Source organism: Faecalibacterium hattorii, from assembly GCF_003287455.1.
Classification (GTDB): Bacteria; Bacillota; Clostridia; order Oscillospirales; family Ruminococcaceae; genus Faecalibacterium; species Faecalibacterium hattorii.
The window spans coordinates 20,648-35,259 of sequence record NZ_PRLC01000020.1 but is presented as its reverse complement, the minus strand read 5'-3'; the positions used below and the strand labels follow the sequence as shown (position 1 = coordinate 35,259).

Sequence of the window (14,612 nt, the reverse complement as noted above, 5' to 3'; positions counted from 1 at the left end):
AATCCAATGCAGATCCTATCCTCTCTTTCGCCGCTGGCGCTGGAACACGAAGGCGGCACCGCCGTCGCCATGGGCTTTTTTGACGGCATCCACATCGGCCACCGTGCGGTGATCGACGGGGCTGTGGCATGGGCCAAGGCCCACGGCGCGGCACCGGCGGTGTTCACCTTCCAACTGCCCGCCGACAACAAAATGAAGGGCAAGCGTCTGCTCTCCACCGAGGACAAGCACGCCCTGATCGCCAGCCTTGGGGTGGAGTATTACCTCTGCCCCCAGTTCGAGGAGATCCGCGCCATGACGCCGGAACAGTTCGTGTACGGCATCGTGCAGGACTGCCAAGCCAAGGCACTGTTCTGCGGCGAGAACTTCACCTTCGGGGCCAAGGCGGCCGGTACCCCCGACCTGCTGCGCAGGCTCTGCGCCCCACTGGGGGTGGAGGTCGTCGTGGTGCCCATGACCCAGTTTGAGGAAAAGCCGGTGTCCTCCACCCGCATCCGCACCGCGCTGGAGGGCGGCGACATCCCGGCGGCCAATGCCATGCTGGGGATGCCCTACGCCATCCGCTTTGCGGTGCAGCACGGCGCGGGGCTGGGGCACACGCTGGGGGTGCCCACCATCAACCAGATCTATCCGCAGGGGTTCCAGCTGCCGCGCTTCGGCATCTATATCACCCGCACCAAGATCGGGGAGAAGTGGTATCCCTCGGCCACCGGGCTGGGCACCCGGCCCACGGTGAACAACGACACCTCCAAAGTGACCTGCGAGACCTTCATCCCCGGCTTCTCCGGCGACCTCTACGGTGCCGACCCGGTGGTGGAGTTCCACGCCTACCTCAGCCCCAGCAAAAAGTTCGACTCGCTGGAGGAGCTGAAGGACTGCATCCACCATGCAGCCCGGCGGGCGCAGGAATATTTCGCAAAACCGGAAAAGAAAGCACAGAATGGATAAATTTTTCTTGCATTTTACATCCGGTTCTGTTATACTAAGTTTGTTACCGCAGCACGGGGCTGGGAGTATGCCCGTTTCCGGGAGTACCGTTTTCCCGCATTCTGTGCCGCCGGCAAATAAAATTTTATAAAGAGGTACTGTTACTATGAACAAGCAGGAAGTTATGGCCAAAGTCGCTCTGACCGAGAAGGATACTGGCTCCCCCGAAGTTCAGGTCGCTCTGCTGACCGCTCACATCAACGAGCTGAATGAGCACCTGAAGAAGAACCCGAACGATCACCACAGCCGCCGTGGTCTGATGAAGATGGTTGGCCGCCGCCGCAATCTGCTGGCCTACCTCCAGAAGAAGGACATCGAGCGTTACCGTGCTCTGATCGCAACTCTGGGTCTGCGTAAGTAATAGAAAACAGAGGGCAGGTACCGCGTATGTGGTGCTTGCCCTTTGCTTTTTTGTGGAACAAACGGCCGCTGCTGCGTGTTGCAGCAGTAAATCGAACGCCTGTGCAAAGCCTTTTTGGGGCAGCGGCACGGGCGCTGGATTTATTGCTATGATGCGCGGCGGGCAGCCTTTTGGAAGATAAAAACCGCTAAAAGGACAAAGGAGGCAAACCAAATGGCAATCGAATTTGGTTCCCGTAAGGAGACCTTTGAGAACTACAAGGTCTACGAGACCACGCTGGCCGGCCGCCTGTTCAAGGCAGAGATGGGCAAGATGTGCGGACTGTCCAACGCAAGCGCCCTGATCCGCTACGGCGAGACCTGCGTGATGTGCAACGTCGTCATGAGCCCCAAGCCCCGCGAAGGTGTGGATTTCTTCCCCCTGAACGTGGAGTATGAGGAAAAGCTCTACGCCGCTGGCCGCATCCCCGGCAGCTTCATGCGCCGCGAGGGCCGCCCCGGTGAGCGCGCCATCCTCACCAGCCGCGTGGTGGACCGCCCCATGCGCCCGCTGTTCCCCAAGGAGATGCGCAACGATGTCTGCATCACCATGACCGTCATGAGCCTTGACCCCGATTGCAGCCCGGAGATCGCCGGCATGATCGGCGCATCCCTCGTCACCGCCGTGTCTGAGATCCCTTGGAACGGCCCCATCGGCGGTGTGCAGGTGGGTCTGGTGGACGGCGAGATCGTCCTGAACCCCACGCAGGAGCAGCGCAAGAAGAGTGACCTCGCCCTGACCGTTGCCGCCACCATGGATAAGATCGTCATGATCGAGGCCGGTGCCAACGAGGTGGATGAGGACACCATGCTGAACGCCATCAAGGCCGCTCACGTGGAGATCAAGAAGATCATCACCTTCATCAACCAGATCGTTGCCGAGCGCGGCAAGCCGAAGATCGACTTCCAAGTCGTCGGTCTGGATATGGACGTCTACCACGCCATCCAGAACAAGTACCTCGACGACTTCAAGGCTGCCATGGATACCGACGACAAGAACGTGCGCGACGCCGCTCTGCTGCCCATCATGGACAAGATCGCCGAGGAGTATCCCGACCTGACCGACGCCGACCTCGACCTCGTCAGCTACAAGATGCAGAAGTACGTCGTCCGCCGCTGGCTGCTGGATGAGGGCAAGCGCGTGGATGGCCGCGGCATCAACGAGATCCGCCCGCTGGCTGCCGAAGTCGGCATCCTGCCCCGCGTCCATGGCTCCGGCATGTTCACCCGCGGCCAGACGCAGGTGCTCACCACCTGCACCCTCGGCGGCACCAAGGACAATCAGCTCATGGATGACCTGACCGACGAGCAGACCAAGCGCTACATCCACCACTACAACTTCCCGCCGTACTCCGTCGGCGAGGCCCGCGCACCCCGCAGCCCCGGCCGCCGCGAGATCGGCCACGGCGCACTGGCGGAGCGCGCTCTCGTGCCCGTGCTGCCCTCTCTGGAGGAGTTCCCCTACACCATCCGCTGCGTGTCCGAGGTCCTCTCTTCCAACGGTTCCACCTCTCAGGCTTCCATCTGCGGCTCCACGCTGGCTCTGATGGACGCCGGTGTGCCCATCAAGGCTCCGGTCGCGGGCATCTCCTGCGGCCTGATCACCGAGGGTGACCGCTGGATGACCATGCTGGACATTCAGGGCGTGGAGGACTTCCACGGCGATATGGACTTCAAGGTGGGCGGCACCCGCAAGGGCATCACCGCCATCCAGATGGACATCAAGATCGACGGCCTGACCTACGATATCATCGCCGAGGCCTTCGAGAAGTGCCGCAAGGGCCGCCTGTACATCCTCGATGAGATCATCAAGCCCGTCATTGCCGAGCCGCGCCACGAGCTGAGCCGCTGGGCTCCCAAGATGTTCAGCATGATGATCCCCACCGACAAGATCAAGGACGTCATCGGCAAGGGCGGCAAGGTCATTCAGGACATCTGCGCCACCTGCAACTGCAAGATCGACGTGCAGGAGGACGGCCACGTCTTCGTCTCCGCGGTGGATCAGGAGGACGCAAAGCGCGCCATCTTCACCATCAAGACCATCGTGGAGGACCCGGAGATCGGTGCCATCTACAAGGGCAAGGTCACCCGCCTGATGAACTTCGGCGCCTTCGTTGAGATCGCACCGGGCAAGGAAGGCCTCGTCCACATCTCCAAGCTGGACACCAAGCGGGTCGAGCGGGTGGAGGATGTGGTTGCTGTGGGCGACGCCATCGTGGTCAAGGTCACCGACATCGACCAGCAGGGCCGCATCAACCTGAGCCGCCGCGACGCCATTCTGGCCCTCGAAGCCAAGAAGGCTGCCCAGCAGCAGGAACAGAACTAAGCGCCCCGAAAACTGCATACGATAGCCCCCGGAGGGGAAGCACAGCGTACGCTGTCTGCCCTTCCGGGGGCTTTTTGCGTTTTTTTGAAATTTTGGCGGAAACCCCTTGACAAAAATCCAAAACGGTATATTATTGTATTAAGCGCTTAACACAATGACACAAGGAGAGACAGAGATGAGCGAACAGTTTGATGCCAGCCGCCCGATTTACGCGCAGCTGGTGGAGCGGCTGAAAGCCAAGATCTTAGCGGGCACCTACCCGCCCGGCGGCCACCTCGATTCGGTGCGCGACCTTGCCGCGGCAGCGGGGGTCAACCCCAACACGATGCAGCGGGCGCTGGCCCAACTGGAAGCCGAGGGCCTTGTCCGCACCGAGCGGACCAATGGCCGTTTTGTAACGGAGGACACGGAATTGATCGAACAGCTGCGGGCCGAGGCCGCCCGGAACATGGCCGCTGAATTTTTAGAAAAGATGCGCAGCATCGGCTATACGCCCCAGCAGACTACGGAATTGCTGGAGCGCTGGAACGAAACGGAGGGAGAACAGCATGAGTAAAGTATTGACCTGTGAGCACCTGTCCAAGACCTACGGCAAAGAGAAGACGGCGCTGGACAATATCGACCTGAGCCTCGATTTTGGCCGCATCGTGGGGCTGCTGGGGCCCAACGGCAGCGGCAAAACGACCCTCATCAAGCTGGCGAACGGTCTGTTGCAGCCCAGTGCGGGCGTCCTCAAAATCGCGGGCATGACCCCCGGCCCGGAGACGAAGGAGATCGTCTCCTACCTGCCGGATGCCGACTGGCTGCCCGATTGGATGCGGGTGGAGGAGCTGGTGAACATGTTCCGCGATTTCTACGGCACCCCCAGCGAAGCCAAAGCTTACATCGGCTTCGATGCCGCCAAGGCCAACGAAATGCTGGCCCGGCTGAACATCGACCCCAAGGCCCGGCTCAAGACCCTTTCCAAAGGCAATAAGGAAAAGGTCCAACTGGTGCTGGCCATGAGCCGCGCCGCCAAGCTCTACCTGCTGGATGAGCCCATCGGCGGCGTGGACCCCGCCGCGCGGGACTATATCCTGAACACCATCATTTCCAACTACAGCAAGGACGCAACGGTGGTCATTTCCACCCACCTCATCGAGGACATCGAGCCGGTGCTGGACGAGGCCGTTTTCCTGAAGGACGGCAAGATCTTTGCCCACCGCGCCGTGGATGACATCCGCGAGACTGAAGGCATGAGCGTCGATGCGTATTTCCGGGAGGTATTCAAATGCTGAAACAATTGCTGAAATATGAGTTCAAGGCCACGAAACGCCTGTATTTCGGGCTGTATCTGGCGCTGGCGCTGTTGAGCGTGGTGCTGGGGGTGACCTTCCGGCAGGAACACGCGCTGGCCCACAGCACAAGCTTCCAGAATCTCCAAGTGATTCTGATGATCGTGTATGTCTCGGTCATCCTTGCCATCGCGGTGCTTTGCTTCGTGAACACGGTGCAGCGGTTCTGCCGGAACCTGCTGGGCCGGGAGGGCTACCTGATGCACACCCTGCCCGTGACCGAGACCCAGCTCATCCTCTCCAAGCTCCTCACCAGCATGGTCTGGGTGCTGTGCAGCGGCCTTGTGGGTGTCGTCTGCATCACGGTGATGGTCAGCATCGGTGTGCTGGACGCGGAAGTTCTCGGCACATTGAGTTGGGACAGATGGAAGCAGCTGTGGCAGATGCTGTACGAGGAGCTGGGCCCGGAGTTTTGGGTGGCAATGGTGTGGACCATCCTCATCAATCTGGCCCGGCTGGCCAGCCTCATCCTCTGCGTCTACGCCGCCTGTATGATCGCCCACCAGTTCAAGAAGCAGACGATGGTGGCGGGCATCCTCGCTTTCATCGGGATGAACATCGTGGAGAACCAAATCGATAAGCTGCTGGGCACGAACGATGCGGCCCTGTTCGTGGATGTGACCTACAAGCTCGTGGATGTTTCGAACGGCAGCGAGGGGGCCCCGGTGATGCACTATATAGCGGCGGCCTTCGGGCAGGGGGCCAGCTGCCTGTTCTGCTTCGTCTTCACTGTGGCCATTGCGGCGGTCTACTTCTGCCTGACCCGCTGGCTGATGAAACATAAACTGAATCTCGAATAACAAAAAAATGGCTTCCGGCCTTGTGCCGGAAGCCATTTTTGTCAGATGTCAGAGATCAGCGGGCGTCGCGGTTGGCCTCGTACTCCTCCATGGAGATGTAGTGGTCGAGGACATGGATGCCCTTCAGGCGCTTGTTGGAGAAGCCGGTGGAAGCGTACTGACCCTCCCAGTAGTTCAGGCGGGTGGCGAGGTAGGCGGGCACGCTCATGCCGCGGGGGATGACCAGCGCGTTATTGATGAGCAGGGCCTCGGCATCCGCGAAAGCCTTATAACGGGCGCCGATGTCGTCGGTGATCTGCTTGGCGGCCTCGATGGAGGTCATGTACTTCATGATGGCATCGGCGGTGTCGCCGGTGATGAAGCCGTCCTCCACGCCGGTGCGCAGATAAGCGTAGCGCATTCCGCGGGAACCCTCAGCCTGATAGAACGGGTCGGTCTCGGTCTCCGGATCGGAGTAGTCGGCGCCCCAGTTGCAGAGCAGGAACTCGAACTTGCCGTTGCGGCGGACTGCAGACAGGAAGCTGTCGGCCGGGCCCTCGGTGATGACGACATCGATGAAGTCGAAGCCGTCGTTCAGCACGCCCTCCAACTGCTGCTTGAAGACCTGACACTGCTTGTCCCAATCGGTCGAGGAGGGGTTGTAGGGCAGCTGGACCTTGATGGGGAAAGTGACGCCCTGTGCGGTCAGCTCCTCTACGGCAGCGTCGCGGAACTCCTTGGCCTTGGCCTCGTCGAAGAACTCGGTGATGTCGGCCAGATCGCCGCACTTGGTGTAGTCCACACCGTCGGTGGTGGCGCAGAAGCTGGGCGGGGTGATCGTGTTCAGCTTGTAGCCGTCGTAGCCTTCCGGTGCGGAGACCGCCAGCGTGACGGCGTTGTTGATGCCGTACAAAAAGCTCTTGCGGAAGTTGGTGTTGTTGATGGCCTTCGCCCAGTTTTCGGGCTCATACTCGGCGTCCACGCCCTCCACGCTCCAGTTGGAGAACTCGTGGGCGAAGGGCATGAAGTTGAACATGTAGAAGTAGGTGTAGTTGGTGTTGGGGCGGTCCATGGAGACCATGCTCTTGGTGGTGTCGTCGGACAGCCAGCTGTCGAGGATGTCGGAGCCGATGGTGGCTTCGTCGATCTCGCCGCGCTTGATCATCTCCGGGCCGTTGACGGCGGCCTCGGCGTTGTAGATGCGGCTGATGGTCTCGATGAAGACGTTGTCGGCGTCGTAGTTCTCCGGGTTCTTCTTCATGATCCAAGTCTCCAGAGACTCGTACTCGGCCAGATAGAAGGCGCCGCAGCTGTACATGGTCTCGGCAGAGGTGGCGTACTGGTCGCCCATCTCTTCCAGCAGCGGGCCGTAGGCGGGCTCATAGGGCAGGTAGCACAGCAGACTCAGGAAGCCGGGGAAGTCGTAAGTCAGGGTGTAGGTCAGGGTGTGGTCGTCCACGGCCTTGATGCCGACGGTGTCGAAGTCCACGGGGGAGTAGGTCTCAGCGGTGCCGTCGGAAGAGGTCACGGTGACCACGCCGCTGGCGTCGGCCGTGTAGGTGGTGCCGTCGTCGTCCACCACGCCGGTGTTGGCGTTGTTCAGATAGACGTAGTAGTTGTAGTAGTCCTCGGCACCGGCGACATAGGCGGTGACCAGACCGACGTTGGAGGAAGCGTAGTCCGGGGTCAGGACGTACTTCAGTGCGTCTACGAAGTCCTGTGCGGTGACAGGGGCCACGACCTCGCCGTTGTTGTCCACCCAGTTCTCCTCCCGCAGGTGGAAGGTCCAAGTCAGGGTGTCGGCATCCCAGTCCCAACTGGTCGCCAGACCTTCGCGCATGACACCCTTGTTGTCGTACTCGACGAGGGTATCCACGCAGTTTGCGCCCACGACCATTTCCAGATCGGTGGCGGTGGTCAGATAGTTCAGGGTAGCGGGCTGGCTGGAGTACAGGATGGTGTACTTGGTGGTATCGACGGAGCCGGAGGCGGAACCGCCGGTGCTGCCCGCAGAAGAACCGCCGCCGCAGCTGCTCAGCAGACCGGCTGCACAGGCGCTTGCGGCTGCCAGACCGCTTGCCTTGAGAAACTGACGGCGAGAAATCGAAGTTGCCATAATAAAAATCCCTCTTTCTTCGTGTTTCATGTTTTGAAAGCGGCACGGCCGGGCACCGCTGTTTCCCATCAACGGGGAGGAAGACAAAAAAGGCGTAACGGAAACACATCCGTTACGCCTTTGTAACCAGTACCTCCGACCACAGCCGTGTGGTTACAGAAAGTATAGCATTGTTTCGCCCCGGCGTCAATTCTTTTTCGAATCTGCCAAGGATCACTCTTTTACAATATTTGCGATGGGCTCTGCGGTCTGGGCGGTTTCTGCGGCAGCAGGGGCCGCTGCGGTCTCGGCGGCGGCTGTTTCTTCTGCCTTGACCTCCTCGGCCAGCGCCTTGGCGGCTTCCTCGGCGGCGCGCTTGGCCTCCCGTTCGGCTTGGCGCTCCTTGGCCTTGGCTACAGCCTCCTCCTGCCGCTTCTTGGTGCGGATCTTGATGCGGCAGACCGAGCAGATGCCGTCCTTGCAGCCCGGCGCGATGGGCTTGCCGCACTCGCTGCAGAGGGTCTTGGTGCACTTGTAGACGCTGACCGGGCCGAGGGTGGTGAGCTGGCGGAGCTTCAGCCCGTCCAGCCCGCCGTTGGAGCAGGTGGCGACGCAGACGCCGCACTCGCTGCACTTCCACGGGGTGATGACGGCGCGGGTCTGGCCGTCGGGCAGGTCCTCAAACTTGATGGCCCCGGCGCGGCACGCCTTCTCGCACCGGCCGCAGGCGAAGCACTTCTCGGTAAAGTTGGGCAGGTGGTAGCCGTACTTCAGCGGGGTCTTGCTGACGGCTTTGAGCTGCTTGGTGCGCTGGTGGAGCATCAGGCGGAAATCCACCGCGCTCTCATCGTCGCTGCGCAGACCCGGCAGCATCCGCAGCAGCTGCTTGGTGCCCGCCTTGGAGCCGGCAGTCACCTGCTCCATCATCTCGCGGCGGGAGTATTCCTTGTTGTGGAAGGGGGCCTCGTCCTGCTCGTAGGCCAGCGTAAAGCGGGCCTCGAAGAGGGGCTGGCCGAAAAATTCCACCAGCCGGGTCAGCTCCTTGCGCAGGTGCTCGGCGCAAATGTCGTTCTCGCACTCGCCGCAGGGGGTCAGGTCCAGCACGACCTTCTTGTTCAGGGCAAGGTAGGCCAGCGCCTCCCACGACAGCGCCGACACACAGGAGCGGACGAGGGTGTTCTTGCGGGTGCTCTTCTCGCAGCCGATCCAGACGGTATCGTTGTCGTTGTCGGCGGGGGCAGTGTCCCGCTGAACCTGTTCGGGCGAGGGGGCGATGCAGCCGCTGCGGCACACCGAAACACAGAGGCCGCAGTCGGTGCAGGGATCCCAGTCCTTGACGAGGTTCGGGCGGGTGAAGATCTCCTCACCGTAGGGGCAGATGTCCTTACAGGCGGTGCAGGGGGTGCGGTGAGGGTGGAGGTTCCAGCATTGCTTGCGGTTGATCTCCGGGTGGGTGGTCTTCATCAGCGCATCCATGGCGTAGCGCGTAAAGATACTCATCGAATCACTCCTTATCAGCGTCCATGACCGAGGCCACGACGGCGTTGTCCAGCAAAAAGCGCTGGACCTTCTGGGCGGCGAGGGCGGCGGCCACCGTCTCCGGGGTGAGCACGCGGCGGATATCGGCCTCCGGGGTGTCCTGCTGGACGGAGAGGCGGCGGTATTCGTTGTTGACCTCCTCGGTGCGGACGGTGATGCCCTCGGCCTCGGCGATGGCGCGGGCCGCATACATGGTGCGGATCTTCCGCTCCGCATCGGCGCGGTAACCGGCACGGAGGGCGTCGGCGGTGGTGCGGCTGTTCTTGCAGTGCTGCTCCATGCTGATGCCGCTGCGGGAGAGCCGCTGGGTGAGCAGCTTCATCTCGTTGTCGGCGGCGCGGTCCAGTGCCGCTTCCGGAACGGCGACGGTCAGGTTGGCCCCGGCCATCTCCAGCAGCTTCTGCCCGGCGGCGCGGTCGGCGGCGTCCTCGTGGATCTTCATCTTCTTGGCGCGGACAGCCTCCCGCATGGCGGCGAGGGAGGCATAGCCCAGCGATTTGGCGAAGTCCTCCGTCAGCTCCGGGGTGGTCTTTTCGGCCACCGAGTGCAGCTTGATCTCGAACTGAGCCGTCTTGCCGGAAAGCTCCGGCACCCGGAACTCGGCGGGGTAGATGAAGTCGAACCGGAAGGTCTCCCCGGCTTTGTGGCCGTAGATGGCATCCTCGGCGGCGGGCATCAGCTTGCCGTCGCCCAGCACGACCATGACCTTTTCCATCCGGCTGTCGGGGATCTCCTTGCCGTCCATGAAGCCCGCAAAATCCAGCAGGACGCGGCTGCCGCGCTTGGCACCCTCCTCGGAGTTGTGGTAGGAGGCATGGAGCCGGGTCTGGTGGACCATCTCGATGTCCAGCGCCTTTTCCGAAAGGCCGCGCACATGGCGGGTGACGGCCAGCCCCTTGTACTGGCCGAGCTTAACTTCGGGGATATTGTTCTGATTACTCTCCATTTTGTAATACTCCTTTTGACGTTCATTTACAGTCCGTGTGCGGCCAGCCAGCCTTCCGTGACCTGCGAGAACATTTCGGGATACTGGGCGTTTTCGGCGTCGAAGACGTGCAGATAGGTCTCCACTTCCTCGCGGGTGGGGGCTTCGACCCGCTCCCAGATGGAGAAGGTGTAGCCGTTGCCCATATCGAAGGTGGCGGCGAGGGTGTGGGTCTCGTCCCGCAGCTGGATGAACTTGGCGTTGAACCTATGGCCCAGCTCCGTATCCGGGGCCAGCGTTGAGGGGAAGGGGTCCGCCGTGATGACATACTTCGCCTCAAAGAAGCCCATGGGGAAGGTGTGGGTGCCCGGCACCGAGAAGCTGTCCGGCAGTTTGCCGTCCAGCGGGTGTTCCGGCAGCATACAGTTCCGCAGATGGCCGGGGTTGTACAGCATGTCGTCGGGGATCATGTACGCGGTGTCGCCCTCGCCGAGGTGGGCCGTGAGCCACTCGGTGACGGCTTGGATCTGGCTGAGGTCCTTCCGGTCATAGGTCAGCTCGTCGAAGTGCATGTACTCGGTCAGGCTGGCCGGATGGATGGTGTGGATGACCAGCTCCGGCAGGGCCATGACCGTCAGCGGCGAGCAGCGCACCGACACGGCGAACACCAAGGTAAAGGCCCAGTAGCAGAGCTTGGGCACCTTGAACTTGTCGATGCTCTCGGCCAGCCCGGCGGCACCTACCAAGAAGAGGATGACGTAGGCGGGCAGGTAGAGCAGCATCTGATGGGAGCCGGAGTTCTGCACCCGCGTGAAGAGCACCATGCTCAGGGCCAGCTCGCTCAGGGCCAGCGCGGGCAGGGCGAAGAGCTTCCGCCGGAAGCAGAGCCAGAACCCGAACAGGATGAGCACGAAGTTCAGCAGACCAGTGCGCATTGCGTGGTAATACAGCTCGGTGACAAGGCCGCCCACATTGTAGTAAGAATAGCGGTCGGAATAATCGAAGGCCAGAATCTTGCTGACCATGGGCCAGAGCAGGGCCACCATGGCCACCATGGCACACAGGCCGAACAGCACAAGGTTGCGCACCCGGCGCAGGGCCAGCGCCTTGTCCCCGGCTTTGGCGAGCTTACCGCTGCTGACGAAAAGGAGCAGCGCATAGGAGAAGTAATAGCCCACCACAAAGTACAGATACCACCGGCGGGTCAGGATGATGGCCGCAGTGGCGAGGAAGATGAGGGCGAACCGCCCCGGCTCCAGCTTCTCGAACCGGTAGTCCAGCGTCAGCAGCAGGATGGCAAAGGCGAAGATGAGGCCGAACCAGTCCGGCTGGGCCAGCATGGCGCTCATCCGCAGAAACGGGAAGGTCAGCACCCACGAAAAGCCGATGAGGAAATGGTAGAACCGGTTCTTCACATGGAGCATCTGGCCGATCTTCACGGTCAGGCCCGCCAGCAGGACCATCAGGGTAGGCAGCACGCAGAACACCTGCGCGAAAGCGTAGCTGTCGCCGGTGCGGGCCGTCAGGCAGAAGGGAAACTCGGTGAAGAGGGTGATGAAGTTGGTGTAGTCATCGGCAAAGGAACCGAAGATGTACGCGAACCCCGCCGCCGGGCCTTGGGCAAAGGCGGTCTCGGCGCTGTACTGCTTGACGATGTAGTTGACGTAGTCCCACGCATAGATGAACTGCCGCCGCCCCAGCGCCCAGTAGAAGTAGAGCACCGCTGCGGCCCAGAGGCCGACGAGGACGGCCCGGTGGAAGAAGTTCAGTTCCACATGGGCCACCCGCAGCACCCACAGCGCCCCGTAAAAGAGCACGCAGCTGCACCACAGGCTCACCAGCGGAAAGAAGGCCCCCCCGGTGGGGAAGACAAGGCCAATGACCACCAGCGCCAGCGCGCCGAGGCCAAGGCCGATGCCGCCCTTGCTCCACAGGGAGAGGGCGGGTTTTGCTTGTTGGGAAGAAAGTGTTTTTGGCATAAGACAAAACCTCTCGAAAAAACCTGATATTTCATGTTACAGTATAACGGTTCCGGCCCCGGCTGGCAAGGCCATGCGGGCGCTGAAACGCAAAATATCCCGCCGCATTTTCAGCAGACGGGATAGTTTTGCACAAAGATTACTTCTTGGAAACGCTTGCGGCGGCTTTCCGCTTGGCGGCAGCGGCTTTCCGGGCGGAAGCCCGTGCCGCGTCGGCGTGGGGAGCCTCCGGCGTCAGGCGGAGCATCCGGCTGCCCATGGCGGGCAGGTCGAGGGCAAGGGTGTAGTCCCGGCCATACACGCCGCCGTCTGTGGTGTGGAAGCTCTTGGTCCGGCTCTTGTCCGCGCCGTTCCAGCGGGGGGCTTCGCTGTTCAGCAGCTCGTCCGCCGCGCAGGGGAACTTGAGGTAGAGGGGGAACTTCTTATGGGCGGTGTTCTGGGTGTTCATCACGCAGAGGATGGTCTGCCCCGCGCCCTTGCGCAGCCATGCGTAAACGCCCTCGTCCCGGCTTTCGCTGGCCACCCACTCAAAGCAGCCGGGGTTGTACTCGCCGTCGTAGAGGGCAGGTTCGGTGGCGTAGAGGCGGCCCAGTTCGGCAAAATATTTCTGGAAGCTGTCGTGGAAGGGGTACTTCATCAGGCCCCAGTCCAGCTCCTTCTTTTCGTCCCACTCGCGGAAGTGGCCCAGCTCGTTGCCCATGAAATTCAGCTTCTTGCCGGGGTGGGTGAACATATAAAAATACAGGGTGCGGAGCTGGGCACACTTTTCTTCGTAAGTGCCCCAGAGCTTGTCGATGATGGTCTTTTTGCCGTGGACGACTTCATCGTGGCTGAGGGCCAGCAGATACAGCTCGTTGTAGAAATACTGCATACTGAAGGTCAGCTTGCAGTAGGCATCCGGCCGCTGGCCGAAGGGGGTGGCGAAGTAGTCGAGGGTGTCGTGCATCCAGCCCATGTCCCACTTGTAGTCGAAGCCGATGCCGTCGTAGCGGGTGGGGGCGGTGACTTTCAGGAAGTTGGTGGAGTCCTCGGCGGTGTAGATGCCGGTGGGGAAGCGTTCGTTCAGCCCATGGTTCAGGTTCCGCAGGAAGGTGACGGCACCCTCGTTCACGCCCCGGTTGGGGTCGCCCTGCCAGTAGAGTGCACGGGAGATGGCGTCCATCCGAATGCCGTCGCAGTGGTAGACATCCATCCACAGGGCGGCGGCGCTGTTCAAAAAGCTGCATACCTCCCGGCGGTAGTAGTTGAAGTTGCAGGTGCCCCACTCGCTGTGGCCCACATCGCTGTCGTATTCGTAGAGGTGGGTGCCGTCGAAGTTGACGAGGGCGTCGCCGTTGGCTGCAAAGTGGACGGGGACAAAGTCCATGATGACGCCAATGCCCATCCGGTGACAGGCGTTGACGAAGGCGGCAAAGTCCGCCGGGGAGCCGTAGCGGCTGGTTACCGAGAAGTAGCCGGTGGTCTGGTAGCCCCAGCTGCCGTCAAAGGGGTGCTCGGCCAACGGCAGCAGTTCCACATGGGTGAAGCGGTGGTCCAGCAGCCATGGGATGAGCTCCCGCGCCAGCTCCCGGTAGTTGTACCAGCCGTCGGAGCCGTCCTCGCGGGTGGAGTTGGGGGTGTGCTTCCAACTGCCCGCGTGGAGCTCGTAGATGTTCAGGGGCAGGTTGCGGCACTTGTCCCGCCGCTGCATCCATGCGGCGTCGTCAAAGGGGAAATCGAGCTTTGTCAGGATGCTGGCCGTGCCGGGGCGCAGCTCGGTGGCAAAAGCGTAGGGGTCGGCCCGCATCACGGTGCTGCCGTCCCTGCCGTGGATGCGGAACTTGTACATCTCGCCCTCCTGCAGCCCGGCGACGAAACCGTTCCAGATGCCGGTCTCGGCCCGCTGCATGGGCACGCCGGGACCCCAGCCGTCAAACCCGCCGCAGACCTCCACGGCCACAGCACCGGGTGCCCAGACGGCGAACCGCCAGCCCTCTTCACCGCGCTCGCCGCGGCAGGGGTGTGCGCCGAGGGTGCGGTAGGCGTCAAAGCACGCACCCAGAAAAAACGAACGATCGATCGAAGGAAATTCCATGCCAAAAACTCCTTTTTTCTACGATAAACGATTTTTGTCATAGTTACTAAGAAATCAAAAACAAAATCGTCAAACTTGCTGATTTTAAAGGAAACTTTGTACAAAAAATAGCAAACTTCCACACTTTGCGAAAAAAATATGCTATACTATCCCTGCCCCCCGCATGGGGCGGGGG

At 61.4% G+C, this 14,612-nt stretch carries 11 protein-coding genes; 6 read left to right on the top strand and 5 right to left on the bottom strand.

All coding sequences use genetic code 11. From position 1 onward, the window contains the following. Window positions 1–6 precede the first annotated feature (6 nt). The 6 genes from ribF (at window position 7) to C4N23_RS12340 (ending at window position 5,846) form a co-directional block, all read left to right on the top strand. On the top strand, window positions 7–948 hold the full coding sequence (gene ribF, locus C4N23_RS12365) for a riboflavin biosynthesis protein RibF (protein WP_112146366.1): 942 nt from the start codon (window positions 7–9) through the stop codon (window positions 946–948). Window positions 949–1,093: 145 nt separating this feature from the next. After that, window positions 1,094–1,348 carry a 30S ribosomal protein S15 gene (rpsO, locus tag C4N23_RS12360; RefSeq protein WP_005933138.1) on the top strand — a complete coding sequence of 85 codons (255 nt, stop codon included), beginning with the start codon at window positions 1,094–1,096 and terminating at the stop codon, window positions 1,346–1,348. Window positions 1,349–1,561: 213 nt separating this feature from the next. Then, window positions 1,562–3,712, top strand: coding sequence for a polyribonucleotide nucleotidyltransferase (locus C4N23_RS12355; protein WP_112146364.1), 2,151 nt, complete (start codon window positions 1,562–1,564; stop codon window positions 3,710–3,712). Between the two features lie 175 nt (window positions 3,713–3,887). Next, on the top strand, window positions 3,888–4,268 hold the full coding sequence (locus tag C4N23_RS12350; protein WP_055189882.1) for a GntR family transcriptional regulator: 381 nt from the start codon (window positions 3,888–3,890) through the stop codon (window positions 4,266–4,268). Next, the gene (locus tag C4N23_RS12345; protein ID WP_055189884.1) at window positions 4,261–4,989 is read left to right on the top strand and encodes an ABC transporter ATP-binding protein; all 729 of its coding nucleotides are present in this window, start codon (window positions 4,261–4,263) and stop codon (window positions 4,987–4,989) included. Before C4N23_RS12350 ends, C4N23_RS12345 begins: the two co-directional genes overlap by 8 nt. Then, window positions 4,983–5,846 carry a hypothetical protein gene (locus C4N23_RS12340; RefSeq protein WP_112146362.1) on the top strand — a complete coding sequence of 288 codons (864 nt, stop codon included), beginning with the start codon at window positions 4,983–4,985 and terminating at the stop codon, window positions 5,844–5,846. The genes C4N23_RS12345 and C4N23_RS12340 overlap by 7 nt, the downstream gene beginning before the upstream one ends. Before the next feature lie 55 nt (window positions 5,847–5,901). Here C4N23_RS12340 and C4N23_RS12335 read toward each other — a convergent pair whose 3' ends face one another. From C4N23_RS12335 to glgB, 5 genes are all read right to left on the bottom strand, one after another. Continuing rightward, the gene (locus C4N23_RS12335) at window positions 5,902–7,941 is read right to left on the bottom strand and encodes an ABC transporter substrate-binding protein (protein WP_112146360.1); all 2,040 of its coding nucleotides are present in this window, start codon (window positions 7,939–7,941) and stop codon (window positions 5,902–5,904) included. A gap of 213 nt (window positions 7,942–8,154) precedes the next feature. Then, a complete protein-coding gene (locus tag C4N23_RS12330) occupies window positions 8,155–9,420 on the bottom strand; it encodes a 4Fe-4S dicluster domain-containing protein (RefSeq protein WP_112146358.1) in 1,266 nt (421 codons plus the stop codon). Window positions 9,421–9,424: 4 nt separating this feature from the next. Further along, window positions 9,425–10,405 carry a trigger factor gene (gene tig, locus C4N23_RS12325; protein WP_112146356.1) on the bottom strand — a complete coding sequence of 327 codons (981 nt, stop codon included), beginning with the start codon at window positions 10,403–10,405 and terminating at the stop codon, window positions 9,425–9,427. Window positions 10,406–10,431: 26 nt separating this feature from the next. Further along, entirely contained in the window at window positions 10,432–12,363 is a 1,932-nt protein-coding gene (locus C4N23_RS12320) for a hypothetical protein (RefSeq protein WP_112146354.1), read from the bottom strand. A 139-nt stretch (window positions 12,364–12,502) separates the two neighbouring features. Continuing rightward, window positions 12,503–14,437, bottom strand: coding sequence for a 1,4-alpha-glucan branching protein GlgB (glgB, locus tag C4N23_RS12315; RefSeq protein WP_055189895.1), 1,935 nt, complete (start codon window positions 14,435–14,437; stop codon window positions 12,503–12,505). Window positions 14,438–14,612 lie beyond the last annotated feature (175 nt).